The organism is Streptomyces sp. NPDC048637 (assembly GCF_040650675.1).
GTDB lineage: Bacteria > Actinomycetota > Actinomycetes > Streptomycetales > Streptomycetaceae > Streptomyces.
On record NZ_JBEZHQ010000052.1, the window covers coordinates 1 to 25,028 of the forward strand.

The 25,028-nt window shown below is 72.0% G+C and carries 20 protein-coding genes and 2 pseudogenes; 12 read left to right on the forward strand and 10 right to left on the reverse strand.

Annotated elements, in window-relative coordinates:
- The first annotated feature begins 302 nt into the window (after positions 1 to 302).
- The gene (locus tag AB0C46_RS36960; protein WP_362833473.1) at positions 303 to 1,820 is read left to right on the forward strand and encodes an amino acid permease; all 1,518 of its coding nucleotides are present in this window, start codon (positions 303 to 305) and stop codon (positions 1,818 to 1,820) included.
- Here the strand turns inward: AB0C46_RS36960 and AB0C46_RS36965 are convergent.
- Together AB0C46_RS36965 and AB0C46_RS36970 are read right to left on the reverse strand one after the other, a co-directional pair.
- Positions 1,783 to 1,899 (reverse strand): annotated as a pseudogene (locus AB0C46_RS36965) (ATP-binding protein); the annotation flags it as partial. The gene AB0C46_RS36960 and the pseudogene AB0C46_RS36965 sit on opposite strands and share 38 nt — an antisense overlap.
- 546 nt (positions 1,900 to 2,445) lie before the next feature.
- Positions 2,446 to 2,700, reverse strand: a pseudogene (locus AB0C46_RS36970) (ATP-binding protein); the annotation flags it as partial.
- Between the two features lie 350 nt (positions 2,701 to 3,050).
- On the opposite strand from AB0C46_RS36970, the gene AB0C46_RS36975 reads away from it, so the two are divergent.
- Complete coding sequence (locus tag AB0C46_RS36975; protein WP_362833475.1) at positions 3,051 to 3,878, forward strand: enoyl-CoA hydratase family protein; 828 nt, start codon at positions 3,051 to 3,053, stop codon at positions 3,876 to 3,878.
- A 2-nt stretch (positions 3,879 to 3,880) separates the two neighbouring features.
- Positions 3,881 to 6,208, forward strand: a complete 2,328-nt coding sequence (locus AB0C46_RS36980) for a bifunctional salicylyl-CoA 5-hydroxylase/oxidoreductase (protein ID WP_362833526.1) — start codon at positions 3,881 to 3,883, stop codon at positions 6,206 to 6,208.
- 132 nt (positions 6,209 to 6,340) lie between these two features.
- On the opposite strand, the gene AB0C46_RS36985 is transcribed toward AB0C46_RS36980, so the two are convergent.
- Positions 6,341 to 7,318: a ScbA/BarX family gamma-butyrolactone biosynthesis protein gene (locus tag AB0C46_RS36985; protein WP_362833477.1), complete on the reverse strand. Its 978-nt coding sequence runs from the start codon at positions 7,316 to 7,318 to the stop codon at positions 6,341 to 6,343.
- Positions 7,319 to 7,463: 145 nt separating this feature from the next.
- Positions 7,464 to 8,060: a ScbR family autoregulator-binding transcription factor gene (locus AB0C46_RS36990; protein WP_362833479.1), complete on the reverse strand. Its 597-nt coding sequence runs from the start codon at positions 8,058 to 8,060 to the stop codon at positions 7,464 to 7,466.
- Between the two features lie 228 nt (positions 8,061 to 8,288).
- Between AB0C46_RS36990 and AB0C46_RS36995 the strand changes: the two genes are divergently transcribed.
- Positions 8,289 to 9,317 (forward strand): NADP-dependent oxidoreductase, encoded by a 1,029-nt coding sequence (locus AB0C46_RS36995; RefSeq protein WP_362833481.1) that lies wholly within the window; start codon positions 8,289 to 8,291, stop codon positions 9,315 to 9,317.
- A gap of 40 nt (positions 9,318 to 9,357) precedes the next feature.
- Here AB0C46_RS36995 and AB0C46_RS37000 read toward each other — a convergent pair whose 3' ends face one another.
- Positions 9,358 to 9,990 carry a TetR/AcrR family transcriptional regulator gene (locus tag AB0C46_RS37000; protein ID WP_362833483.1) on the reverse strand — a complete coding sequence of 211 codons (633 nt, stop codon included), beginning with the start codon at positions 9,988 to 9,990 and terminating at the stop codon, positions 9,358 to 9,360.
- Between the two features lie 482 nt (positions 9,991 to 10,472).
- Between AB0C46_RS37000 and AB0C46_RS37005 the strand changes: the two genes are divergently transcribed.
- Positions 10,473 to 11,204 carry an HAD family hydrolase gene (locus AB0C46_RS37005; protein WP_362833485.1) on the forward strand — a complete coding sequence of 244 codons (732 nt, stop codon included), beginning with the start codon at positions 10,473 to 10,475 and terminating at the stop codon, positions 11,202 to 11,204.
- 18 nt (positions 11,205 to 11,222) lie between these two features.
- Here the strand turns inward: AB0C46_RS37005 and AB0C46_RS37010 are convergent, their stop codons facing one another.
- Together AB0C46_RS37010 and AB0C46_RS37015 are read right to left on the reverse strand one after the other, a co-directional pair.
- A complete protein-coding gene (locus tag AB0C46_RS37010) occupies positions 11,223 to 12,074 on the reverse strand; it encodes a PaaX family transcriptional regulator C-terminal domain-containing protein (protein ID WP_362833487.1) in 852 nt (283 codons plus the stop codon).
- Between the two features lie 4 nt (positions 12,075 to 12,078).
- Positions 12,079 to 13,686 (reverse strand): AMP-binding protein, encoded by a 1,608-nt coding sequence (locus AB0C46_RS37015; protein ID WP_362833489.1) that lies wholly within the window; start codon positions 13,684 to 13,686, stop codon positions 12,079 to 12,081.
- 224 nt (positions 13,687 to 13,910) lie between these two features.
- On the opposite strand from AB0C46_RS37015, the gene AB0C46_RS37020 reads away from it, so the two are divergent.
- Positions 13,911 to 15,044, forward strand: coding sequence for an acyl-CoA dehydrogenase family protein (locus AB0C46_RS37020; RefSeq protein WP_362833491.1), 1,134 nt, complete (start codon positions 13,911 to 13,913; stop codon positions 15,042 to 15,044).
- A 31-nt stretch (positions 15,045 to 15,075) separates the two neighbouring features.
- Here AB0C46_RS37020 and AB0C46_RS37025 read toward each other — a convergent pair whose 3' ends face one another.
- Positions 15,076 to 15,615, reverse strand: a complete 540-nt coding sequence (locus tag AB0C46_RS37025) for a hypothetical protein (RefSeq protein ID WP_362833493.1) — start codon at positions 15,613 to 15,615, stop codon at positions 15,076 to 15,078.
- Positions 15,616 to 15,831: 216 nt separating this feature from the next.
- Between AB0C46_RS37025 and AB0C46_RS37030 the strand changes: the two genes are divergently transcribed.
- A complete protein-coding gene (locus tag AB0C46_RS37030; RefSeq protein WP_362833495.1) occupies positions 15,832 to 16,632 on the forward strand; it encodes a VOC family protein in 801 nt (266 codons plus the stop codon).
- 377 nt (positions 16,633 to 17,009) lie between these two features.
- Entirely contained in the window at positions 17,010 to 19,490 is a 2,481-nt protein-coding gene (locus tag AB0C46_RS37035; protein ID WP_362833496.1) for a hypothetical protein, read from the forward strand.
- A gap of 226 nt (positions 19,491 to 19,716) precedes the next feature.
- Here AB0C46_RS37035 and tsaD read toward each other — a convergent pair whose 3' ends face one another.
- A complete protein-coding gene (gene tsaD / locus AB0C46_RS37040) occupies positions 19,717 to 20,784 on the reverse strand; it encodes a tRNA (adenosine(37)-N6)-threonylcarbamoyltransferase complex transferase subunit TsaD (protein WP_362833498.1) in 1,068 nt (355 codons plus the stop codon).
- A gap of 160 nt (positions 20,785 to 20,944) precedes the next feature.
- Here tsaD and AB0C46_RS37045 point away from each other — a divergent pair, with 160 nt between their 5' ends.
- Positions 20,945 to 21,760, forward strand: a complete 816-nt coding sequence (locus AB0C46_RS37045) for a hypothetical protein (protein WP_362833499.1) — start codon at positions 20,945 to 20,947, stop codon at positions 21,758 to 21,760.
- 302 nt (positions 21,761 to 22,062) lie between these two features.
- On the opposite strand, the gene AB0C46_RS37050 is transcribed toward AB0C46_RS37045, so the two are convergent.
- Positions 22,063 to 22,986, reverse strand: coding sequence for a LysR family transcriptional regulator (locus AB0C46_RS37050; protein WP_362833528.1), 924 nt, complete (start codon positions 22,984 to 22,986; stop codon positions 22,063 to 22,065).
- A gap of 159 nt (positions 22,987 to 23,145) precedes the next feature.
- Between AB0C46_RS37050 and AB0C46_RS37055 the strand changes: the two genes are divergently transcribed.
- Genes AB0C46_RS37055 through AB0C46_RS37065 form a run of 3 tightly spaced genes read left to right on the forward strand, consistent with a single transcriptional unit; the run spans position 23,146 to position 24,534 of the window.
- A complete protein-coding gene (locus AB0C46_RS37055; protein ID WP_362833500.1) occupies positions 23,146 to 23,934 on the forward strand; it encodes an alpha/beta hydrolase in 789 nt (262 codons plus the stop codon).
- A 40-nt stretch (positions 23,935 to 23,974) separates the two neighbouring features.
- On the forward strand, positions 23,975 to 24,193 hold the full coding sequence (locus tag AB0C46_RS37060; protein WP_362833502.1) for a hypothetical protein: 219 nt from the start codon (positions 23,975 to 23,977) through the stop codon (positions 24,191 to 24,193).
- Positions 24,190 to 24,534, forward strand: coding sequence for a sulfurtransferase TusA family protein (locus AB0C46_RS37065; protein ID WP_362833503.1), 345 nt, complete (start codon positions 24,190 to 24,192; stop codon positions 24,532 to 24,534). Before AB0C46_RS37060 ends, AB0C46_RS37065 begins: the two co-directional genes overlap by 4 nt.
- Positions 24,535 to 25,028: the final 494 nt, after the last annotated feature.

Here is a 25,028-nt window from a genome sequence, read left to right on the forward strand (position 1 = left end):
GAAGGGCGTCCAGGCTGGTAGTCACACACGAGTCAACGGGCGCCCTTCGCCATGGTCGCGGCCAGCACAAACATCGGACTCATTCATCTAGGGGGCGTCTCCCTGGGGGCGTTCGCCGCCCGGGCGCACACCCGCACACAACAGCGCACTGCATAGCCATACGCACAAATGGGCGATCATTCGGGGTCAGCGGTTACCATCGAGCCGCTCGCGGGGTTCGGACCCACCGGTCCGGACCCCGCTCTGCTGTGTGCGGCCCACCCCCGCCGCGCGCACCGCACCACCAGAGAGAGAACCCCACCGTGCGCCCGCCCGTCTTCCGTCCGTCCGGACTGCGCATCAAGTCGCCCGACCTCCTCGTCGCCGAATCCGGCGCGGATCTCGAAGGCAACGGCCTCCAGCGCAGCATGGGGCTCTTCCAGCTCATCTGCTTCGGCATCGGCGCCATCGTCGGCACCGGCATCTTCGTCGGCCTGTCCGACACCGTCGCCGAGGCCGGCCCCGCCGTCATCGTGTCCTTCATCCTGGCGGCCGTCACCTGCGTCTTCACCGCCTTCTCCTTCGCGGAGCTGGGCGGGGCGATACCGGTGTCCGGCAGCGCCTACTCCTACGCCTACGCCACTCTCGGCGAGCGCATCGCCTTCCTCGTCGGCTGGTGCCTGCTGCTCGAATACGGCATCTCGGTCTCGGCGGTCGCCGTCGGCTGGGGCCAGTACCTCAATGAACTGCTCGGCAGCCTCATCGGCTGGCAGCTGCCCGCCGCGCTCTCCCAGCCGCCCGGCGACGGCGGCATCGTCAACATCCCGGCCGTCGTCGTGATGCTGCTCGCCGCGCTGCTGCTCGTCCGCGGCATCCGGGAGAGCGCCCGGGCGACCGCCGCGATGGCCGTGCTGAAGCTCGCGATCCTGGTCCTGTTCTGCGTGATCGGCTTCAGCGCCTTCCGGGCCGGCAACCTCTCGCCGTTCGCCCCGGAGAGCGTCGCCGGCATCACCTCCGGCGCCTCGCTCGCGTTCTTCTCGTACATCGGCTTCGACGCGATCACCACGGCCGGAGAGGAAGTCCGGGACCCGCGGCGGAACATCCCCGTCGCGATCATGGTCTGCATCGGTGTCGTCACCGTCCTGTACTGCCTGGTCGCGGTCTCCGCCATCGGTGCGCTCTCCGCCGACCAGGTTGCCGGCCAGCCCGCCGCGCTGTCGCTGATCGTCAACCACGTCACCGACTCGACGCTGGGCGGCGGAGTGATCGCGTTCGGCGCCGTCGTGGCCATCGCCTCGGTCGTCCTCGCGGTTCTGTACGGCCAGACCCGCATCCTGATGTCGATGTCGCGGGACGGACTGGTCCCGCGGATCTTCGAGCGGGTCTCGCCCCGGACGTCCACCCCCGCCGCCAACACCTGGATCGTCACGGTCGTCTTCGCTGTGCCGGCCGCGGTCGTCCCGTTGGACGCGGTGATGAACCTGTCGACCATCGGGACGCTGGCGGTCATGGCGGTGGTCAACCTCAGTGTGATGGTGCTCCGCCGCACCCGCCCCGATCTGCCGCGCCGGTTCCGTGTCCCGCTCTTCCCGGTCAGCCCGGTGCTCGGCATCGGCTTCTGCCTCTATCTGATCTACGGCACCGGTCCGGCGACCTGGCTCCAGTTCGCCGGGTTCCTGGCGGCCGGTGCGCTGGTCTACGCGTGCTACGGGCGCCGTCGCTCGCGGCTCGGCGCGACGCCGCAGAACCCGGCGGCCGAGGCCGATGAGGCCGACGAGGCCGGTGCGGCCGGTGCGACCGCCGTCAGTCTCGCCGCGGGCGCCGCAGCTCGGGAAGGGTGAACCAGACGGCCTTGCCGCGCGGTGTCGGACGGCAGCCGGAGGCGGCGCTGAGGGACCGGATCAGCAGCAGACCGCGGCCGTCGTGGTCACCGCAGCCCGGGGCGTCGGCGGAGGGGGCGTCGGCGCGGGCGCCGGTGTCGTGCGCGGTACCGGTGTCGTCAGCGGTACCGGCGTCGTCCGCACCGGGGGAGTCGTCGGAGATATCCGCACCGTTGGCGTCTTCGGAGTCGGGGTTGGGGTCGGAGTCGGAGTCGGGGTCGGCGTAGTCGTCGGGAGCGGCACCCTCGTGCCCGTTGCCCTGGTCGCCCCGGCAGTCCTGGTCATCCTGCTCGTCCGCGTCGTGCTCCTTGTGTCCGCCGGGTCCGCTGTCGACCTCGCCGTGTCCGCCGGGCCCCCTGTCGACCTCGCCGTGCCCGCCGTGCCCGGTCTGCCGGTCGTCGTCCGGGTCATCGCCGTGCCCCGACTGCTGCCCGGTGTTCTCTGCGCGCTGCGTCGGGACGTGGCCGTCGGCCGGCGAAGGGCCGTCCGCCGTGCGGACCGGCGCGGTACCGGCCGGTGCGGCCACCACCACCGGGCTGTCCGGTTCCACCAGGGGGACCGGATCGCCCAGTCCCTCCACGAGCCTCGGATTGTCGTCGTGCACCTCGATCCGGCAGCCCGCGGACCGCAGTTCCACCACCAGCTCGATGGGGTCGGCACCGCGGGTGTGCTTGAGCACGTTGGTGACCAGTTCGGCGGTCAGCAGCTGTGCGGTGGTCCGGTCGGCCGTCGCCCGGAGATCCTGCATGGCGGTCCGGACCATCGCACGGGCGATGGGGACCGCGGTCGCACCGCGCGGCAGCGCGATGCGCCAGGTCGCAGGGGTGGGCGGTTCCAGCATGTGCGGCGTCCGTTCGCAAAAAGGCCGGGTCGGCGGCCTGAGACCGGATCGGATACCTCCACCGTAGAAAGCGCGGAGGCGGGGGATCAGGGGCGAGTGGCCGGGGACGGCATGACCTAAGTCATGCGGCGGCCGGGACCTTCGGCAGGCTCACCCCGACAGCCCCGACAGCCCCGACAGCCCCGACAGCCCCGACAGCCCCGACAGCCCCGACAGTCAACGGGGCGCTGCCGACGCCAGATGGCGCTCGTATCGCGTCCTCATGACGACAGTCATGGAGGAGTGATAACTTCGAAGGGCATCCGGAACAGCATCCACCGGCCGACCGGCCAAAGGGGGCAGGCAGTCCGATGAGCCCGTTCGCAGGATCCGCTCGCAGTACAGAGACCTGGCAGCACCTCCGCGTCACGAGGCAGGACGGGGTCGCCACCGTCACCCTGGCGCGCCCGGACAAGCTCAACGCGCTCACCTTCGAGGCCTACGCCGACCTCCGCGACCTGCTCGCGGAGCTGTCCAGGGAGCGTTCCGTACGCGCCCTGGTGCTCGCGGGGGAGGGACGCGGATTCTGCTCCGGCGGCGATGTCGAGGAGATCATCGGCGCCACCCTGGGCATGGACTCCGCGCAGCTGCTGGACTTCAACCGGATGACCGGGCAGGTCGTCCGGGCGGTGCGGGAGTGTCCGTTCCCGGTGATCGCGGCGGTGCACGGGGTCGCGGCGGGGGCGGGCGCGGTGCTCGCGCTCGCCGCGGACTTCCGGGTCGCCGACCCGTCCGCCCGCTTCGCCTTCCTCTTCACCCGGGTCGGACTGTCCGGCGGTGACATGGGCGCGGCCTATCTGCTGCCCCGCGTCATCGGCCTCGGCCACGCCACCCGGCTGCTGATGCTCGGCGACTCCGTCCGCGCGCCCGAGGCCGAACGGCTCGGCCTGATCAGCGAGTTGGCCGAGGAAGGCCGGGCCGACGAGACGGCCGCGGCGCTCGCCCGGCGGCTCGCCGAGGGCCCCGCGATGGCGCACGCCCAGACCAAGGCGCTGCTCACCGCCGAGCTCGACATGCCGCTGGCCGCCGCCGTGGAGATGGACGCCGCCACCCAGGCGCTGCTGATGAACAGCGACGACTACGCCGAGTTCCACGCCGCCTTCACCGAGAAGCGGGCCCCCAAGTGGCAGGGGAAATAGCCATGCGGGTCGCCGTCATCGGCGGCGGGCCGGGCGGGCTGTACGCCGCGGTCCTGCTCAAGCGCCTCGACCCCGCCCGCGAGATCACCGTCTGGGAGCGCAACGCGCCCGACGACACCTTCGGCTTCGGCGTCGTGCTCTCCGACGAGACCCTCGGCGGCATCGAGCACGCCGATCCGGAGGTCTACCGCGCCCTCCAGGCGGAGTTCGTCCGCTGGGACGACATCGACATCGTCCACCGGGGCCGCACCCTGACCTCCGGCGGGCACGGCTTCGCGGCGCTCGGCCGGCGCCGCCTGCTGGCCGTACTCCACCGGCGCTGCCGCGACCTCGGCATCGAGCTGCGCTTTCGCACCGAAGCCCCGCCCGCCGCCGAACTGGCGCGCGCGTACGACCTGGTGATCGCCGCCGACGGGGTGCACAGCACGACCCGCACCGCGCACGCCGATGCCTTCCGCCCGCGGCTGACCACCCACCACTGCCGCTACATCTGGCTCGCCGCCGACTTCGCCTTCGACGCCTTCCGCTTCGAGATCGCGGAGACCGAGCACGGCGTCGTACAGCTCCACGCCTACCCCTTCGCCCGCCCGGAGCCCGATGCCCGGCCCGCGCCACCGCCTGCCCCGCCCGAGGGCTCCGCTGGTGCCAGTACGGTCATCGTCGAGATGCGCGAGGAGGTCTGGCGGGCGGCCGGACTCGACCGCTGCGATGAGCGCGAGTCGGCCGAATGGTGCGCCAAGGTCTTCACGGACGCCCTGCGCGGACGGTCGCTGCGCGGCAACAACTCCAGCTGGACCGCCTTCCGCACGGTCGTCAACGAGCGCTGGTCACACGGCAATACCGTGCTGCTCGGCGATGCCGCGCACACCGCGCACTTCTCCATCGGCTCCGGCACCAAGCTCGCCGTCGAGGACGCCCTGGCGCTGGCGGCCTGTCTCCAGGAGCAGCCCGACACCGCCGCCGCCCTGGCCGCGTACGAGGAGGAGCGCCGACCCGTCGTCGCGTCCACCCAGCGTGCCGCCCGCGCCAGCCTCGCCTGGTTCGAGGAACTGGCCACCTACCTGGACCAGCCGCCGCACCAGTTCGCCTTCAACCTCCTCACCCGCAGCCGCCGGGTCACCCACGACAATCTGCGGCTGCGCGACACCGGATTCGTCGCGGCCGTCGAGGACGAGGCGGGCACCCCGCCCGGCACACCCCCCATGTTCACACCGTTCCGGCTGGGCGGGCTGACCCTCCGCAACCGGGTCGTGGTCTCCCCGATGGACATGTACTCCGCCGCGGACGGCAACGGCACCCCCGGCGACTTCCACCTCGTCCACCTCGGCGCCCGCGCGCTGGGCGGTGCCGGACTGGTGATGACGGAGATGGTGTGTGTCAGCCCCGAGGGGCGGATCACGCCCGGCTGTACGGGGCTGTACGCGCCGGAGCACGAGACGGCCTGGCGGCGGGTCACCGACTTCGTGCACACCTCAGCACCCGGCACCGCCATCGGTGTCCAGCTCGGCCACTCCGGACGCAAGGGCTCGACCCGGCTGATGTGGGACGGCATCGACCAGCCGCTCCCGGACGGCAACTGGCCCCTCGTGGCGCCCTCCGCGCTGCCCTACCGCCCCGGCGTCAACCAGACCCCGCACGCCCTGACCGAACCCGAACTCACCACTCTCTGCGAGCAGTTCGTCCGCGCCGCCGCGTCCGCCGCCCGGGCCGGCTTCGACCTGCTCGAACTCCACTGCGCGCACGGCTATCTGCTCTCCGGGTTCCTCTCGCCGCTCACCAACCACCGCACCGACGCCTACGGCGGCGATCTCACCGGCCGGCTGCGCTTCCCGCTGGAGGTCTTCGACGCGGTCCGCGCCGTCTGGCCGGCCGGGCGCCCGATGACGGTCCGTATCTCCGCGACCGACTGGGCGGACGGCGGCACCACCGCGGCGGACGCGGTGGCGATCGCGAAGGCCTTCGCCGAGCACGGCGCCGACGCCATCGATGTGTCCACCGGACAGGTGGTGCCCGAGGAGCGCCCCGACTTCGGCCGCTCCTATCAGACCCCGTTCGCCGACCGCATCCGCAACACCCTCGGTGTGCCGGTCATCGCGGTCGGCGCCATCTCCTCCTGGGACGACGTCAACTCCCTGGTACTGGCCGGGCGCGCGGACCTGTGCGCGCTGGCCAGACCGCATCTGTACGACCCGCACTGGACGCTGCACGCCGCCGCGGAGCAGGGGTACACGGGGCCGGGCGCGCCCTGGCCGCTGCCCTATCAGGCAGGCAGCCGCACCCCGCCCTCCGGGCGCACGGATGCGCCGAAGCCCCGCCTCACGCTGCGGTGACGGGGAGGCACGGGCAGCGGGGCGGGGCCGTTACGGGGCCGGTCCGCACGGGACGTCGGCGGGCCTGGGCGGGCCGGCGGCGCACACTGTCAGGGGGCCGGAGGGCCGGTGCGGCGGCCGGTCAGACGCCGGTCAGGGCGTCGGCACGCTGGTGATCTGCGCCGCGACGACCGGCTGGCCGTGCTGTTCGACGGTGACCTCGACCTGCCGGCGGTCGTCGTCGTCCGGGCCGGTGGTCCGCGCCTCAACCCAGGACGGCGCGTCGAGTTCGGCGTACCGCGAGAAGGAGCACTCCATCGAGACCGGCAGTGTGACACCGGGCGTGGCCGCCTGCGCGGCCTGCCGGGCGGCCTCGACCATCAGCATGCCGGGGGCGTGGTCCACGGGGTGGTCGAAGAGGACCGGGTGCGAGGTGTCCACCCGCAGCTGCCAGCGGTCGGCCCGGTCGGTGGGGGAGAGCACCACATCACGGTCGTGTTCCCGGGCGACCAGCTGCGGGCTCACGGCCTCGGGCAGCGGCAGCGCACGGGAGTTGGCGAGTGCCACATCGCTGTACTCGCCGCGCAGCCGACGGTAGACGGCCGGGCTGTGACAGGAGTAGTCGAGCGTCGCGGAGGCCAGCTCGGCGCCGTCGCACACGATCCGGAACTCCTGGAGGGCGCTGACCAGCCGCTTGCCGCGGTGAACCATCTCGTGGTCGGTGACGTGCAGTTCGACCTCGGCGGGGTGCTGCGCGGTGCGCAGCGCCTGCGGCGCGAGGTCGTAGCGGACCCGCTGCCAGATGATCGGGTGGTCGAGCGGCACCTCGTGCACGACATGGCTCAGTAATATGCCGGCCTGCCGCACGGTCTCTATCAGCAGGATCGGGTCGTGCAGCCCGTGGAGCGGGCCGTAGAAGGTGTGGGCGCGCGGCCACTGGGCGCTGACCACCCAGCTGTCGTCGGGACCCTGCCGCCAGTTGGTCAGGAACACCTCGGACAACGCGTTGCGGTGGACGTACTCACGCGGCACGGTCGTGGTGAGCTGCGACGATCGGCTTCCGTCGGCGGACCGGCCTTCGATGTCGTGGTGCCGATCGCGCAAGTACGGCGTGAGGGTGGCGCTGGCCATAGGTGGTTCCTTTCTGAAGTGCGGCACTCAGCGCCCTGACGGGCTGAGGCTTGGTGACAGTCCTGCATCACTAAGATACGGACCATGTGGTTTGTTTTCCAGCCAGCCAAGAGCCGACGGCTCGTCAGGGCGATGGCTTGTGGCGTCAGGCCGGGATCTTCACGCAGCGGCCGTGCGCGTCCAGATGGCTCAGCGCACCGGGCGACGCGAGACCCGGAAGCGTGTGCTTCCACAGGGCCGTGACCCGCTCCGGGAGATCGGCGCGGTTGGTCGCGGCGCGTGAGAACAACTGCACGCCCATGTAGGCGGCGACAAAGAACTCGGCCGCCCGGCCCGGTGCCACACCGGGCAGCAATTCCCCGTTGTCCCGGGCCTCGGTGAACATCGTGGTGATGATGTCGGTCCAGGCCTGGTACGGCACCAGCGGATCTTCGCTGAAGGTCGTCTCCACCGCGATACGGGTGCCGGCCTGCAGCAATGGATCGCTGCGCAGGGCCAGCGCCACCTGGTGGGTGAAGTCGATGGCGTCCTGCAGCCGGGACTCACTGACCTGCGGCAGAAACGGATCGGTCTGCTCCGTTATGACCGCGCGGGCCAGTGCGTCCTTGGACGTGAAGTGGAAGTACACCGCCCCTTTGGTGACCCCGGCGCGCTGGATGATCTCGGCCATCGTGGCGGCCTGGTACCCGCGGGTGCCGATGACATGAGCCGCTGCTTCGAGGACGGCGCGTCGGGTGCGCACTGCGCGTTCCTGCTTGACCACCGATCATCCTCCGTATGCTCTCTTGGAGTTGTTGTGCCTGAGTGCGACCCGCCGCCTGTGGCCGCGCAGTCTATTTCCGCATCATAAAGAAGCCAACCATGCGGTATTGAATTTGCGCCTGGTCCGGAGGCGGGCCCGGCGGGCGTGAACCGGCGTCGCCCCTCCGGTGCGACGCCATCGAGTGCTACGAGCCTGAGGAGCTGCCCGATGTCCCCCACCGTCGTCCCCGGCATACCTGCTGCACACCGCGAGATCCGGCTTGCCGCCCGGGTGGAAGGCGAACTGACCGCACACCATTTCATGATTGCCGAGGTGCCGGTGCCGGAGCCACGGCCGGGGGAGGTGCTGGTACGCAACCGTGTGATGGCGGTGACCGCGGCGATGCGGACACAGATGACCGGAATCCGTCTGCCCATGGCCTCATTTGTGCCGGGTCAGGCGCTGTGGGGCTCGGCGGTCGGTGAGGTGGTAGCGGCGCCCGGAGGCGGTTTCACCCCTGGCGAACTGGTCCATCATCCCTGCGGATGGCGGGAGTTCGCGGCCGTCGAGGAGTCGCGGGTACGGAGCCTCGCCGCGGATCCGCTGCCGACCCCTGCCGCGCATCTGTCGCAGGGCGCGACCGCCTGGGGCGCCTTGCGGGTGGCCGCCGAGGTCAGGCCGGGGGACACCGTGTTCATCAGTGGAGCGGCGGGCGGTGTGGGCAGCCTGGCCGGACAGCTCGCGCGGCGGCTGGGCGCCGGGCGGGTCGTCGGCAGCACCGGCTCGGAGCGCAAAGCCGCGCGGCTGCGCGCCGAGTTGGGTTACGACGACACGGTCGTGCGCGGTGCCGGGCCGATCGAGCGGCAGCTGCGCCGGGCGGCGCCGGACGGCATCGATGTGCTGCTGGACACCGTGGGCGGTGAGCAGCTCACCGCGGCGCTGGCGGTGGCCCGCCCCGATGCGCGGTTCGCGCTGGTCGGCGCGCTCTCCAGCCAGTTGGGCGACGGGGGCGGTGCCATCGCCCCGGTGGAGCTCGACCCGGGGCTGATCATCTCGCGGCGGGTGGCACTGCGCGGGTTCGGGCTGCATGCGCATCCGGACCTGCCGCAGGAGTGGACCAAGGAGTTCGGCCAGGGCTTGCGGGAGGGCTCGCTGGTCTTCCCGCATGCCCTTCTGAAGGGGATTCAGCAGGCGCCGCGGGCGCTGAGTGAACTTACGCAGGGGCGTCATATCGGGGCCGTGCTGGTCGAGTTGTAAGGCCGGGTTACGAGGGCCGGGGCGGGCCGGGGGCGCCGGATCAGCCGGCCGCCGGGAGCTGCGCCGGCGCCGGCACCGCGGCCGGGATCCGGCCCGGTGCGGACGGCAGCAGCGCCCACAGGCCGACGACGGCCTCTTGGTCCCACCACGTCCCGTCCTCGCTGCCCAGATGCAGCAGACCCACCACGATCGAGGTCAACAGCTGGGCCGTACGCCGCGGTTCGGTGTCCGATGCGTGCGGACCGGCCGGCCCGCCGGTCCCGCAGGTCACCGCTTTGTCGAGAAACAGCGCATACCAGCGCTGCTCCAGGGCGTAGATGCCGAGCCCCGGCGCGGTCTCCGGCCGCAGCCGCAGTCCGGCGCGCAGTACGGCGTCCGACTCCACCCGGCCGAACAGCTCGACGGTGAAGTCCCGTACGGCGGTGGCCAGCGGCTGCGGGGAGCGGGTGAAGGCGTCCTCGAGCTCCTGCAGGGACTCCAGCGCGGCGTCCCGCACCGCGAGCGTGAGGTCGTCCTTGGAGGTGAAGTGGAAGTAGAGCGCCCCTTTGCTCAGCCGGGCCCGCCGGCTGATCTCGACCATGCCCGCTGCGGGAACCCCCTTCTCCAGGAAGGTCTCTGCGGCCGAGCGGATGAGTGCCTGGCGACTCTGGATGGCGCGATGCTGGGTGGGCACGGTGTCCGTCCCGTCTCTAGTACGGCTGCGAGCTCCGTGCAGTCTACATAGAAAACCAACCATGCGGTTCGATATGCTCCATGGGAATGGCTGGAACTGGCGGGCCCTGACGTGAAGGCGACGCTCGGCCGCTCGTTCCGTCGCTCGGCGCCTCACGGGGGCGGGCGCCTTCCAGTCTGGCTCTGCAGGGGGGTGTTGTCGACCCGTCAGGGGCAACGAGGATGCATTGACAAACAGCGCAGGCGGTTTTTAAATCTCCGAAGGCGGTAAACGGGACGTTCCCTTCCGTGGCGCCGCCTCGACGGTTGCGTACCGCCTTGGACAGCGGTGCGCCATGGCGAGACCGCCTCTGCCGTTACCAGTCGTCGACCGCAGGCCGCCCCCATCAGCCGAGCCAGCAACGCCACCCGAGCCCCTGCACCCCCCATCGCAATCCGGAAAGGTCTCCAGCCATGCGCGTAGCAACGGAAGTCGAACGTCCCGTGAGAGGTGTACGGGGCGCCGGAGGTGAGACGATCAGGGCCGCCGTCTTCGACCTGGACGGCACTCTCGCCAACACCCTCCCCGCGATCAGCAAGCTGCTGATCAAGGTGGCCTCGGAGCAGGGATGTTCGGTGACCGCCCGGCAGGCGGCCGCCGCCATCGGCAAGCCTCCCGGCCCCGCCTTCGGCCGGCTGCTGGGCAAGCCCGAGGACGACGGCCGGGTGCAGGCCGCCATCTCCCGCTACCGCGAACTGTTCGCCTACGAAGTGCTGTGTCTGGGGCCGCAGCTGCTCTTCCCGGGCGTGACCGCGGGGCTGTCCGCGCTGCGCGCCCACGGGGTCGAGCTGGCCGTCGCCACGTCCAAGACCACCCGCAGCGCGGAGGCGCTGCTGGACGTCATGGGCATCCGTGACCTGGTCGGCCCGGTCATCGGCCAGGACATGGTCCGGCGCGGCAAACCGCACCCGGAGATGGTGCTGCGGGCGGCCGGCCGGCTCGGTGTCGCGGCGTGGCAGAGCGCGTATGTGGGGGACACCGTGGGGGACATGAGGATGGCGGTCACCGCGCGCATGGAGCCGGTCGCGGTGACCTACGGCGTCGGCACGTTCGGCGAGCTCGCCGCGGTCGCCGGCACCCGGATGTGCGGCTCCTTCAAGGACGTGGTCTCCGTGATCGCCGCCGCCCGGCCGCGCTCGGGCGTCACGGTGGGGGCCCAGCAGCGCCGCCGCTGAGACCGGTGGGCGGGGGCGCTACGCCCCGGTCATCGCCTCGTGCGCGTAGCGGGCCCCGGCGGCCCGGAGTTCGGTGTGCAGTCGGCCGAACACCTCCGCCGCGCGGCCGCCCGGCCAGTCCTCCGGCAGGAGGGGAGAGGGCAGTCCGGGATCCGCGTAGGGCAGCCGGCGCCAGGCGTCCAGCGCCAGCAGATAGTCGCGGTAGGCCGCTTCGGGGGGTACCGAGCGGCGCCGCGACCACCGCTGGAGGACCGGCTCCTGCTCTTCGAGGAAGGCGCGGTGCTGTGCGGCGATGGCGTCCAGGTCCCACCAGCGCGCGACCGCGTCGGCCGTGGGGGCGAAGCCGGCGTGGGTACCGGTGAACAGATCGACGTACGGGTCCAGTTGCAGTCGCTCCAGGGTGTGCCGGGTCTCCTCGTAGAGCTGCGCGGGGGCGATCCACACACCCGGCGCGGCGGTGCCGAAACCGAGCCGGGCCAGCCGGGAGCGCAGCAGATGCCGCTTGTGCCGCTCCTCCTCGGGCACGGAGAAGACGGCCAGCACCCAGCCGTCGGACAGCCGCGCCGCGGGCCGGCCGAAGATCCGCCGGTCGCCGTCCTCCAGCAGCTGGCGGGCCGCGTCGGACAGGCCGTACGCGGCCGCGCCGGTGGCCGTCCGCGCGGGGACCAGCAGCCCGCGCCGCTTGAGCCGGGAGACCGCGGAGCGCACCGACGGCGGATCGACCCCGAGTGCACCGAGCAGCCGGATCAGGGCGGCCACCGGCACCGGAGCGGCCGTGCCTCCCGGTGCGTCGGGTCCGCCGCGGCCGTAGGCGCCGTAGAACGTGACGATCAGGGACCGTGGGGTGCGCTGCGTTTGCTGGTCGTTCACCGGGTCACTCTAGATGGGGTCCCCGCAGCCGGAAGCGCTGGAGCTTGCCGGTCGGGGTCCGCGGCAGCGCGGTGTGGAAGACGATCTCGCGCGGGCATTTGTAGGGCGCGATGCGGGTCTTGGTGAAGGCCCGCAGCGCGGCGACGGTGTCGTCGCCCGGGGGGACGCCGGCCCGCAGCACGACATGGGCGACGACCACCTGCCCGCGGTCCTCGTCTGTCCGTCCGACCACCGCCGCCTCGGTCACATCGGGGTGCCGCAGCAGCGCGTCCTCCACCTCGGGACCCGCGATGTTGTACCCGGCCGAGATGATCATGTCGTCCGCGCGGGCCACATAGCGGAAGTAGCCGTCGGGCTCACGGACATAGGTGTCGCCGGTGATGTTCCAGCCGTCCCGTACGTACTCCGTCTGCCGGGCGTCCGCCAGATAGCGGCAGCCGGTCGGCCCGCGGACGGCCAGCAGCCCCGGAGCGCCGTCCGGCAGGGGTGCGCCGTCCGCGCCCACCACCCGCGCCTCGAAGCCCGGGACCGGCAGCCCCGTCATCCCGGGCCGGATCGCGTCGTCGGCGGCCGAGATGAAGATGTGCAGCAGCTCGGTGGCGCCGATGCCGTTGATGATCCGCAGACCGGTCGCCTCGTTCCAGGCCTGCCAGGTCGCGGCGGGCAGGTTCTCCCCGGCCGACACACACCGGCGCAGCGAGGAGACGTCGTGCCCGGCGAGCCTGGGCAGCATCGCGCGATAGGCGGTCGGCGCGGTGAACAGCACCGAGATCCGGTGCGCCGCGATATCGCCGAGCAGCTGTTCCGGCCCGCCCCAGTCGGCGAGAAAGGCCGAGGCGCCCGCCCGCAGCGGGAAGATGACCAGTCCGCCGAGGCCGAAGGTGAAGCCGAGCGGCGGACTGCCGGCGAACACATCGTCCGGCTCCGGGCGCAGCACCTGCGCCGAGAAGGTGTCGGCGATGGCCAGCACATCGCGGTGGAAGTGCATACAGCCCTTGGGGCGCCCGGTGGTACCCGAGGTGAAGGCGATCAGCGCGACATCATCGGCCGCGGTCGCCACGGCCGGGTACGGCGCGCCGCCCGGCCGGGCGAGCTGCCGCAGATCGCCCGGACCGTCCCCGCCGAACGTGGTGATCCGCAGCCCCGGGACCTCGGCCTTGACGAGATCGTCGACGGCCCGCACCTCGCACAGCGCATACCGCACCTGCGCGATCGCACAGATCGTGGCGAGCTCCTCGGGGCGCTGGGCGGCCAGCACCGTCACCGCGACCGCCCCCGCCTTCATCACGGCGAGCCAGCAGGCCGCCAGCCAGGGCGTGGTGGGGCCGCGCAGCAGGACGCGGTTGCCCGGCAGCACCCCCAGCCGGTCGGTGAGCGCATGGGCGATCGCGTCCACCTGCGCGCGCAGCTGCCCGTACGTCCAGACCGGTCCGCTCGCGTCGCGGACCGCGGGCCGGTCGGCGCCGAGCCGTGTGATGGTGCCGTCCAGCAGCTCGGCGCCGCAGTTCAGCCGGTCGGGATAGCCCAGATCGGTGAGGTGCGGCCAATGGTCGCGGGGCGGCAGCCGGTCGCGCGCGAAGGTGTCGGTATGGGCCGAGGACCGTAGCTCCATGACGGGTGCCCCCTAGGGCGTGTCCGGTGGGCCGGGGGTGGCCGACGGGCGGCCGGGAGAGGAATGGGGGACTGTGGAGGCCGGTGCGGAAACCGGTCGGGGACTGCTCGGTTGGCTGCTCGTTCTGCGGTCGAGGACTGCCGTTCGGATCCGTCGTCAGCGTAACGTGTTCGTGACGGCAGTCAACAGACCGCGATAGAGGACCGCTACCAGGGAGCCGCCTCGTGACCGTATTCGCGCTGGGACCGGACGAGCAGGAATGGTGCGCCGAACTGCGCGCGCTGACGGCCGAACGGCTGAGCCCGCTGGCGGAGAAGGGCGAGGAGGGCCGGGTCAACCGCCCGCTGATCGCCGCCCTCGGTGAACTGGGCCTGCTGCGCCGTCTGTTCCCCGCCGAGGGCGCGCTGCGCGCCCTGGACCTGTGTCTGCTGCGGGAATCCCTCGCCCAGGAGTGCACGGAGGCGGAGACCGCGCTGGCGCTGCAGGGCCTGGGCGCCTATCCGGTGGTGCAGTCCGGGACCGTGGCCCAGCGCGCCCGCTGGCTGCCGGAGGTGGCCGCCGGCCGGGCGGTCGCGTCCTTCGCGCTGAGCGAGCCGGGCGCGGGCTCGGACGCCGCCGCGCTGTCCCTGGCCGCCGAGCCGGACGGCCCGGACGGCTGGCGGCTCACCGGCGAGAAGTGCTGGATCTCCAACGCCCCCGAGGCCGACTTCGCCACCGTCTTCGCCCGGACGGGAGGCGCGGCGGGGGCGCGCGGTGTCACCGCCTTCCTCGTCCCCGCCGACCGTCCCGGCCTGACCGGCGCGCACCTGGACATGCTCAGCCCGCATCCGATCGGCACACTGGTCTTCGACGGCACGCCGGTGACCAGGGCGGATGTGCTGGGCGAGGTGGATGGCGGCTTCGCCGTCGCGATGGCCACCCTGAATCTCTTCCGGCCGAGCGTCGGCGCCTTCGCGGTCGGTATGGCGCAGGCCGCGCTGGACGCGGCGCTGACGCATGCGGGCGCGCGCACCGCGTTCGGCGGGCCCCTCAAGGACCTCCAGTCCGTCGGCCACCAGCTCGCCGAGATGGCCACCCGGGTCGAGTCCGCCCGCCTCCTGGTCTACGCGGCGGCCTCCGCGTACGACGCGGGGGCCCCGGACCTCGCCCGCCGCTCGGCCATGGCCAAGCTGCTGGCGACCGAGACCGCCCAGTACGTCGTCGATGCCGCCGTGCAGATCCACGGCGCCCGCGCACTGCGCCGCGGCCATCTGCTGGAGCACCTCTACCGCGAGGTCCGCGCGCCGCGCATCTACGAGGGCGCCACGGAGGTGCAGCGCTCGATCATCGCCAAGGAGCTGTACCGGGCGCGGTCCTGAACTCCGCGACGGTGTCCGCCCGTTGTGCGCCTCAGGTGTTGGACTTCCAGACCTGGCCCAGCTTGCACTGGCCCGACTTCGGCCCCTGGTCGTTGGGGTTCGTGATGAAGGTGCCGGAGACCGAGGCGGGCCGGGTCTGGCCGGCGGCCACACCGCTGACGGAGATCTGCGCCGAGCCGAAGGTGGCGCCGGTCTCGTCGGTGAACCGCACGGTGCCGTTGTAGGTCGCCGTGCCCTGTGAGTTGCCGTTGGTCACGCTCAGCTTGGCGCTCAGCGTCCCGGCCGCGCTGTCGACCTGGCAGTCGGTGATCCGGATGTCCGACTCGGGCGGCGTGGTGGACCCGGCGGTCGGCGAACCGCCCGTCGTGGTGCCGCTGCTGGTGGTGCTGCCGGAGCTGCTGTAGCCGCCGTCGCTGCTGCTGTAGCCGCCGCTGGAACTGGTGCTGGAGCCGCCGCTGGTGCTGGAGCTGTGGCTGCTGCCGCAGCCCCCGCCGTGCGAATGCCGGGCACCGGTCAGCGCGACGACCACCAGTGCACACGCGGCGACAGCGCGGACATGGCGAAACTGCATAGCTATTTCTCCCCCGTGTGACGGCCGCCCCGGTGGGCGGCCGCTCTGTGCGCGTACCCATACGCGCATCCGTTTGATGATGCACTCGCCAGGTGTTCTTGACGAGCGCGCGTCAGGCTAGCAAGCGCGGGCACGGACGCCGAATTCCGGCCGACGGGCGAGGGCCGGTGCCGGATGTCAGGCTGACATCAGAGAGGATCCGCGAAGGGACTCGCCATGATCACTACTGACTTCGTTCCCGGCTCCCCGTGCTGGCTCGATCTCGGTGCCCCGGATGTCGAGGTCGCAACGGCCTTCTACCGGGCCGTGTTCGGCTGGCAGGCCGAACCGCACGGCGGCCGGGACTCCGGCGAATACACCCTCTTCCGGCTGGACGGCAAGGCCGTCGGCGCGGTCGGCCCGCTCACCGGGGACGGCGCCCGCTCCGCCTGGACGGTCTACTTCCACACCCCCGACGCGGATGCCACGGCCAAGGCGGTGGAGCGGGCGGGCGGCACGGTCCGTGTGGCGCCGGCCGGAGCCGGTGCGGGCGACGGGCGGTTCGCCCAGCTCACGGACCCGCAGGGGGCGGAGTTCGCCGTCTGGGAACCGGCCTCCTACCCGGGCTTCGAGGCCGCGGACGGGACGGGCACGCTGGTCTGGACCGAGCTCTACACCACCGATCCGGCCGCCGCGCAGACCTTCTACAAGTCCGTCTTCGGCTGGAGCACCCAGGACATGCCGCTCCCCGGCGGCGGGGGCACCTACACCCTGCTGACGCCCGCGGGCTGCGGCGAGGAGCGGATGCACGGCGGCCTGATGGGTGTCCCGGCGGATCTGCTCGGCCCCGGCGGTACGCCGTACTGGCACCCGGTGTTCGGCTCCCGGGACTGCGATGCCACCGTCGGCCTGGCGACGGGCAACGGCGGCACTCTGTCGATGGGCCCGGAAACCGCCGAGGGCGTCGGCCGCCTCGCCGTCTGCATGGACCCGTCGGGCGCGGAGTTCGTGGTGCTCACGCCGGAGGCGCCGCTCTGACGACGCGGCGGCGGCGACCTCGGTGTGCACGGGGCCGGGTGCCGAGCCTGCCCTGATCCCCCAGGTTTTTGGAGGCGACGGCGACAGCCACGGGGCGGATGCCGAAACCTGTTCCGCTCGCGCGTCGGCAGCTCCCCGACGCGCGAGGGCAGGCCCGAACTCGTGGCACCCATCAGATTGATGACGCATCGTCTGATGACGTGTGGTCAGATCCAAGTCCAAGAACGGACAGCAGGGCCGCGGGTTCCTGCTGCGGAGGCGTCAGCGATTGCGGCAGGGGGCGGCGTTGTCAGTGGTCCATGTGACGATCGCTCGGGTACGGCCGGTGTGCGCGTACCGACCATCGGCCCGGCCGCCGCTCGTGAAGGGAACCACCCGTGAACCACACCACGCGCTTCGCGCTCCGCCGCGCGCTGAGCCTCGCCGATCCGGCCACCGCCGATGAGCTTGCCGAGCGGCTGCGCCCCGAGCTCCTGGCCGTTCTCGCCGACCGGTTCGGGCTCCCGGAGGGGATGGTCGAGGAGCTGTTGGGCGGGGACGCAGCGCAGATGCGGGCCGCGCTGTTCATCGAGCCCGGGGAATGGCTCCTGGGGGCGGCCGAGCTCGGCGATCCGGCCGTCGGCCGGGCGCTGTGGTACGCGGTGTTCCGCGACGACGAGGAGGATCGCCGGCGCGCAATGCACCACGTCCCCGGGCTGCCGGAGACGCTGCTGCAGGCTGCCGACCTCACGGATCCGCGCTGGTACGACGACGACGGCTTGTTCCCGGTCCTGTGCAACGAGCCCGTCGGCTACTCGCTCGTCCCCCTCCTCACCAGCGGATTCCCCGGGGTGAACGTCGTCGGTCTGGCCGTGTTCGGCGTGCATCTGCCCCCGCCGGTCGTCGTGGACGCCTGCCTCAGCCTCCTGGAGCTCTGGGGCAGCACCGAACCGTTCACCCAGCTCCTGGAGCTGTCCGAGGACCTGCCGGCGCTGAAATTCGGGCACCCATGGCTGCCGGATCTGTTGCGGCAGGCCATCGACGCCCCTGACCCGGAGTCCCTCCTGAGGGCGCACCGGCCGGCCGGGGAGTGGGCCGACCCCGACCACCTCCGCACGCTGCTGGAGCTCCGCTACGGGGACGGCCCCGCGGTGCGGCCCGACGGCCTCGACTGGGACCTGATCCGGCGCGAACACGAACGACTGCCCCTGGGAAAGGGACCGGAGTACTCCGGCAACTACGGCCCGGGGCTGCTCCGGCTCGCCGGGTGGGAGGGCTGCCCCGCCGACCTGGTGTGGGAGAGCTTCCGCCACAACGCCTATCAGACCGCCTGGCAGGCCGCCGAACTCCCCTTCGAGATCCTCGCGGAAGCCGCGACGGACGACATCCCGCTGAGCCACCTCCTCAAGCGCAGCATCGGCGAGGGCCGGCTGTCCCTGGACCAGGTCCTGACCGAGCTGACACCGGCGGCGGCCATCCTGCGCGCGCTGCCGTACGACCACGAACCGACCCGCAAGGCCGTCGCCGATCTGGTGGCCCCACTCGGTGCGGACCCCGTCAACTGGCTGACGTACTACGACCGGATGCGGCGCTTCCCCCGTAACAGCGTCGCCGCCCTGGTCGCGGACGTCACCGACCCGGGCTCCCGCAAAAGGCGCTGCACCAGCTGGCCACGGCCGCGGAAGGCGCAGTTCCCGCCGGGCGAGACCCCCGAGAAATCCCGGGCGGCCTTCCTCGCGATGTTCGAGTGTGCCCCGGAGGAGGTCCAGATCGCCGTCGTCCCGTATTTCGATCCGCTGGCCGTCCAGCAATTCCTCCTGGACGGGAACCCGCCCCCCGCGGTCCGCGACGCGGTGGCGGCCGCCCACGGCCTTCCCGCCCAGTTGGCGATGGCCGCCGGACATCTCCGCGAGGACAAGCGGGAATACCTCCTCGATCTCGACGAACCGGCGGTGGACGCCGAGTTGTTCCGCGAACACTTCCTCGACCGCTCCGAACGGGCGCGCCTGCTCGCCGGGCGGCTGCGCGGCGGCGGCACCCGCCCGGTTTCCCAGGAGCTGCTCGCCGAGCTGGACGCTTTGGTCATCAGCCAGGACCGCGACCGGCTGCTGACCGGCCTGGAATCCGGCGATCTGAATGTGGCCCGCCGGATCCTCGGCCGGCTGCGGCTGTATCTGCCGGCCAGCCGGCTGCGGCTGCTGATCGCTGTGTGGGAGCGCGGCGGGTCGGACGCCGTACGGGAGATCCTGGCCATGAACCGCCTCCCGGTCACCCTCCGCCGCAGGACGGAGAAACTGCTGGACGTCCCCGACGGCCTGGAGCAACTGCGGGCCCGGCTCGCCGAGGAGGCGGCGCCGGAGCGGCTGGTGGCGTATCTCACCGGGCCGGGCGACCGGCCCGACATACGGCTGAACCGGCTCCTCAGCGAGGGCATGGAGCCGCCCTGGCCGGCCCTGGTGGCGGCGCACCGCACCGGCCCGCTCTCCACGGGCCTGGTGAACGCCCTCGTGACGGAGCGCCCGGACTGCCCCCGCGAGCTGCTGCTGGCGGGGCTGGGTGACGACCCCGAGCGCTGGGGAAGCTGGACCGATGCCGCCCTGCGGAACGGATCGCTCACCCTGGAGGACCTCCTCGACCACACGGCCCCCGCCGGGGCGGCCCTCGACCTCCTGCACCGCTACCGATACGGGCACCCCGACGACCGGTTCCCCGAAGAGAAGTGGCGGCCCTTGCGGGAGCGGGCCGCGGCGCTCGTCCAGGAACATCTGGGCACGGACGTCGAAGCCTGGTCCGTCTTCCTCCGGCTGCTCCCGACGTTCGTCGGCACCCTGCCCGAACTCGCCGCAACGGCCGGAGCAGTCACCCGTGTTCCGGCCTGACCGGCGCCGGCGTCCGGTCCGGGCCGGTCCGCGCGCACACCTCGGCGATACGGGCGCACTTCTGACCTCCGCGCGCCGGACCTCGTCCGGACGAGGTGAGGGGTGTAGGCGTTGGGGGGATGGGCGTAGGCGCCGGGGACGAGGTGGGGCCGACACCGTTCCTTGCCCAGCCGGACCGACCGCCCCGCGCCGCCTCATAAACGGTCCGGCCCGCCCCTGTCAGCCGTCAGGACACCGGCGCGGCGGTGCGGCCGACGGGGTGCAGCGCGGCGTACTCCAGGGGCGCCGAGGGGTCGATCGAGACATCGAGCGGGGCCGGCTCGGCGCCTGCCCGGACCAGGAGGTCGCCGATGGCGGCGATCATCGCGCCGTTGTCCGTGCACAGCCGCAGCGGCGGCACCCGCAGCGCGATGCCGGCAGCGGCACACCGCTCCTCCGCCAGGCTCCGGACACGGGAGTTGGCGGCCACCCCGCCCACCACGACGAGAGTGCCGACCCCGTTGGCGGTGCAGGCGGCGATCGCCTTACGGGTCAGCACATCGGCGACCGCCTCCTGCAACGAGGCCGCCCCGTCCGCCACCGGCAGGACCTGACCGCGGTGCCGCTCCGCCCACCGCGCGGCCGCCGTCTTCAGACCCGAGAAGGAGAAGCCGTACGGATCATCGCGCGGGCCGGTCAGCGGCCTGGGAAAGCTCACGGCGCGGGCGTCACCCTCGCGCGCCGTCCGGTCGATGGCCGGGCCGCCGGGGTACGGCAGCCCGAAGACCCGGGCGACCTTGTCGAAGCACTCGCCGGCGGCGTCGTCCAGGGTGTCGCCGAGATGCACGATCGGATCGCGGGCCAGGTCGCGGACGAGGAGCAGGGAGGTGTGACCCCCGGAGACGATCAGCACCACACAGGGGTCGGGCAGCGGCCCGTGCTCCAGCGTGTCGGCCGCGACATGGCCCGCCAGATGGTGCACCCCGTACAACGGCACCCCGAGTGCATACGCCAGCCCCTTCGCCCCCGCGAGCCCCACCTGAAGCGCACCCGACAGCCCCGGACCGGTCGTCACCGCGACCGCATCGACGTCGGACATCCGCATCCCGGCCTCCTCCAGCGCCCGCTGCACGACCGGAGTGAATGCGTGGACGTGGGCGCGGGCCGCGATCTCCGGCACCACGCCACCGAACCGCGCATGCTCGTCCATGCTCGACGCCACCGCATGCCCCAGCAGCCGGCCGTTCTGCACCAGCCCGGCGCCCGTCTCGTCACAGGACGACTCAATGCCCAGCACCACGGGTGTCCCACGCATGCCCTACTCCTCTCGCGTACTGCGAGCAGGTTAATTGCCATGGAGTAGCTCTTGCGACTCATTCGCAACAAGGGCAAGGGCAAGGGCGGCCGACGCGAGGCGAATAGGCTCACGGGACGCGGCCAGGACCGGCACCGGACGCACACGCCTGGAGGGGACGATGAATCCGCGATCGCCGCGCGGACGCCTGCGCGCTGCCCTGCTGCGCATCGGAGGGGAGCGGCACGTACCCGAGGCCGACCTCCGTACCGAAGTGGAGAACGCGCTGTCCGGCCTGGCCGAGGAGACACTGGGCGAGCGTTCCCTCGTCGGCTCGGTCACCCTCGGCAGCGCGGACCACACCTGGGGACGGAGCCTCGGTCTGCGACTCGCCGACTATGACGTGGCGCTGCCGGACCTGCTCTGGAAGGCGGACGGGAGCGCTCTCCCGGCACAGGTGCACGAGAGGTACCCGGCGCTGCGCCAGGACGAGTGGGAAGCCGCGCTACTGGTCTGCAAGCTGATCCTCACGGTGCTCGAGTCGGAGCCCGAACCCGTGCGCAGGGATGCCGTACCGCACCCTCAACTCCTCCCGAGGCCGCGCCGAACGCCGGGCAGAGAGCGCTTCTGCCGGTCGCTGACCGCGATCGCGGAACACGACCCACCGCAGGACGAACTCACCGCCCAACTACGCACCACACTCCTGGACTTCGCGTCCGAGACACCCGACAACCAGGAGGCCGCCCGGCACATCGCCGTACGGTCCACAGAACCACCGCAGCCGACGGTGCGCATATGCCTGAGCCGCTCGGGCTGCTCGCTCGGGCAAGTACTGCTCAGCGCCGACGGCTGTTCCGTACCTACCTCCGTGCTTGCGGATTTCCCGGACCTGCACCAGGACGAATGGCACGCCGCCCTCCAAGTCTCCGGGCTGATTCTCCTGGCCTTCCAGTCCGAACCGACCGACGTGGCGGGGGCGGTTCCCGCGCTCCACTGACGGCTCACCCGTAGGCCACTCCCGAAGAAGGGCACTCGGTGAGGGCCAGTGACCGCTCATGCGCTTTCACTAGCAGTGCCATTCCGGGATGCTGTAGCCGAGGCTTTCCAGCACATGGCTGACCTGGTCGCGATACGTGCGGTGGCGGTCGGTCAAGAGGCCGGCGTCGGATGGTTAAAGCGCGCACAGGAGTCTACGCATCTCATAACCTCGCAACGGCTGAGGTGGGCAGGGCAGGGCATTCCCTACCGCCAGGGATCCCCAGGAAGGCCGGAAGCGGGCAAATCAAGGGCCGGCACCGGTTACCTCCCGGGCAAGCGGCGAGCCGCGCCCTCCGTGCCGCCGTCGGCTGCCTCGTAGCAGGCTTCGATCAGGGCACGCAGCGCGGCCCGGGGCGGACCGCTCCGCACCGCAAGGTAGGTCCGCATGACCGGCGCCGGCCCGCTCAGAGGACGGAACACCACGCCGGGAACGGGGAGCTGGTCGGCGTGCGGGGCGTAGAAGACCGTCCAGGACGGTTTGCCGTGGCCGATGGCGGCGAGGGTGTCCTGGTCGTTGGTGAACTCCGGGCCCAGGACGGGCACATAGCCGGCCGCCCGGCAGGAGCGCATCATCAGATCGTGGAGCGCGGGATTGCGGGAGCGCGGGGAGAGCCGCAGCGGCAGTTCCGCGAGCCGGGCCAGTTCGACGGTCTCCCGCGCGGCCAGCTCGTGGCCCGCGGGCAGCGCCGCCATCAGTGCGTCCTGCCACAGCGGCAGGAACTCCAGCCCAGGGTCGGTCCGTTCACCGCGCAGCAGGGCGGCGTCCAGGTCACCGGCACGCACCTGCGCCAGGCGCTCCTCGGTGCTGCCGGTGACGAGTTCCAACTGGGCGTGGCCGGAGTGCCGGGGGAGCGCGGTGAGTACGAGGTCCAGCCAGCCACCCAGCCCGGAGCTGGTGCCGAGGCGCACCGTCGCGGCCTGTTCGGCGCGCAGTTCGTCGATGGCCTCCCGGGCGCGTGCCTGGAGGGCGAGCATCTCCCTGGCGTACGGGAGGAGCCGGTTGCCGGCCTCGGTGAGCCGGACGACGCGGGTGGAGCGGGCGAACAGCTCGGCACCCAGTTCGCGTTCGAGCCGGCGGAGCTGCTGGCTGACCGCGGACTGCACGATGTGCAGCCGCTCGGCGGCCCGGCCGAAGTGCAGTTCCTCCGCCACGGTGAGGAAGTAGCGCAGCTGACGCAGCTCCATGGCCCCCGGGTCCCCCTGTTCGTCGAGACCGGCATTGATCACCGTTCGCGATCAGTGTAGGCGCGGATGGCTCATTGTCCGGCGGGGGAGACCGCGGTTGGCTGGGGGCATCACGAACCGCGTGGCCCGCAACGGCCCACGAGGCAGAGGGGAACCACTGTGCCCAGCCTGGACATCAACGACACCACGCTCCACTACGAGGACGAGGGGACAGGACCGGCGCTGCTGTTCCTGCACGGCTGGGGCACCAGCGGCCGGACCTGGGGCGCCCAGCTGCCCGATTTCACCCGGGACCACCGGGTCGTCACCGTCGACTGGCGGGGCTGCGGCCGGTCGGCCCGCCCCGCCCGCGGCAACACCACCGCCGGGGTGGTCAGCGACCTGATGGCGCTGATCGGCGCGCTGCGGCTGGACCGGCCGGTGGTCGTCGGCTCGTCGATCGGCGGGGTCTTCGGCACTGAACTGGGCCTGCGGTGCCCCGAGTTGACCGGCGGTGTCGTTCCGGTGGGCGCGCCGGGGTACTGGCCGTCGACGGAGACCCAGGCGGAGCTCGTGGCCCATCTGCGCCGCGACCGGGCCGGTACGGTCGCGGGCTGGGTGCCGGGGTGGTACGCACCGGGCACCGCGCCCGCGCTCATCGACTGGACGGTCCGTCAGATCCTGGACTCCGGCGTCTACATCGACGAGCACCAGGCCACGGCCGTCGGCTACGACCCGCGCCCGGCGCTGCCCGGGCTGCAGGTGCCGATCCACTACCTCCACGGTGAGCTGGACACCGCGATCCCCGTGGAAGTGCCCCGGACCTGCGCCGCTCTCACGCCCGGTGCCGAGGTCAGCGTGATCGCGGGCGCCGGCCATATGCCGCACCAGGAGCGCCCCGACCGGTTCAACGCCGCGCTGCGCACCGCCCTCGCCCGGATGGCCCCGGCAGCCCGCGCCACCGCGTAACCCGCCCGAACGAGCCCATCGAGAAGGAGAACTCGACACCATGAGTGTGGCCGGAATCAGGCAGGTCGCGCAGGTCGGGGAAGAGACCGCCCCCGGTTCCGGAGTAGTCCTTGAAGCCTCCGGAAAGATGCCCCTCGATCGGCTCCGGCAGCTCGCCGAAGCCGGAGCGGAGAGGGTCTCCGCAGGCGCTCTGGCGCGCAGCGCCCCAGGGCCGGACCGGAGCACGCCGATGCCGCTGACCGGAATGACACGCGCATGACCGGCTCGCCCCCGGACCCCGTACCCACACCCGTACCCGTACCCGTACCGGACATCACCGTCGACGGCACCGGACTGCTCTGCGTCGCCCTCCTCTTGCGGCTGCGCGCCGAGATCGCCCAAGCCACACCACATACTGTCGTGCATGTCATCGCGACCGATCCGGCTGCTCCACTCGACCTGGCAGCCCGGTGCCATATGACCGGCCATCACTACCTCGGCTCTCGCCTCAACGACGAGGACAGGAACGTGTACGCCCTCAGGGTCTCCGCCGACGCACGTCCCACCCACCCCGAAGCCCCGTGGCACCCGTCCCAACCGAGCGTTGACACGCAGCCGTGACAACGGGTTCCGCCCAGGTGCGGGCACTGTCGTTGCGGCAACGTAGCGGGGGGATGCGGTTCGCGCTCTGGCCGTGCCCGTGCCCTCGCGACGGAGGGGGTACGGGCACCCTCAAACACGGACTCGGTCCGTTCCCCTGCACGGCCGTAATGCGCCGGGGCCGCCGCACCCTTCCAGACCCGCGTTCGTGCAGGTCGTACGGGCTGCGGCGGCTCCTGCCCTCAGATGTCCCGGAAGGGACCAGGCGGCCCTGTGACCTGCTGCGATGGGTGGCTGTGGGGCGCTGACCTGTGCAGACGATCTTTCGGCTGTTTCACGCTGCCGGAGTGAAACCTGGAGCCTGGGCATCAGGGGGTTGGCGCTCGGCCTATGCCCTGCGTGACCGAGGGCTTCTGGCGGTCAGCAGGAGGGATGCGGATGTCCGCGTGGAGGTGGCGGAGGCTGGCCACTTCTGCCTTCGGCATGGGTACCATCCCGACGACCCCGCGTTCGCA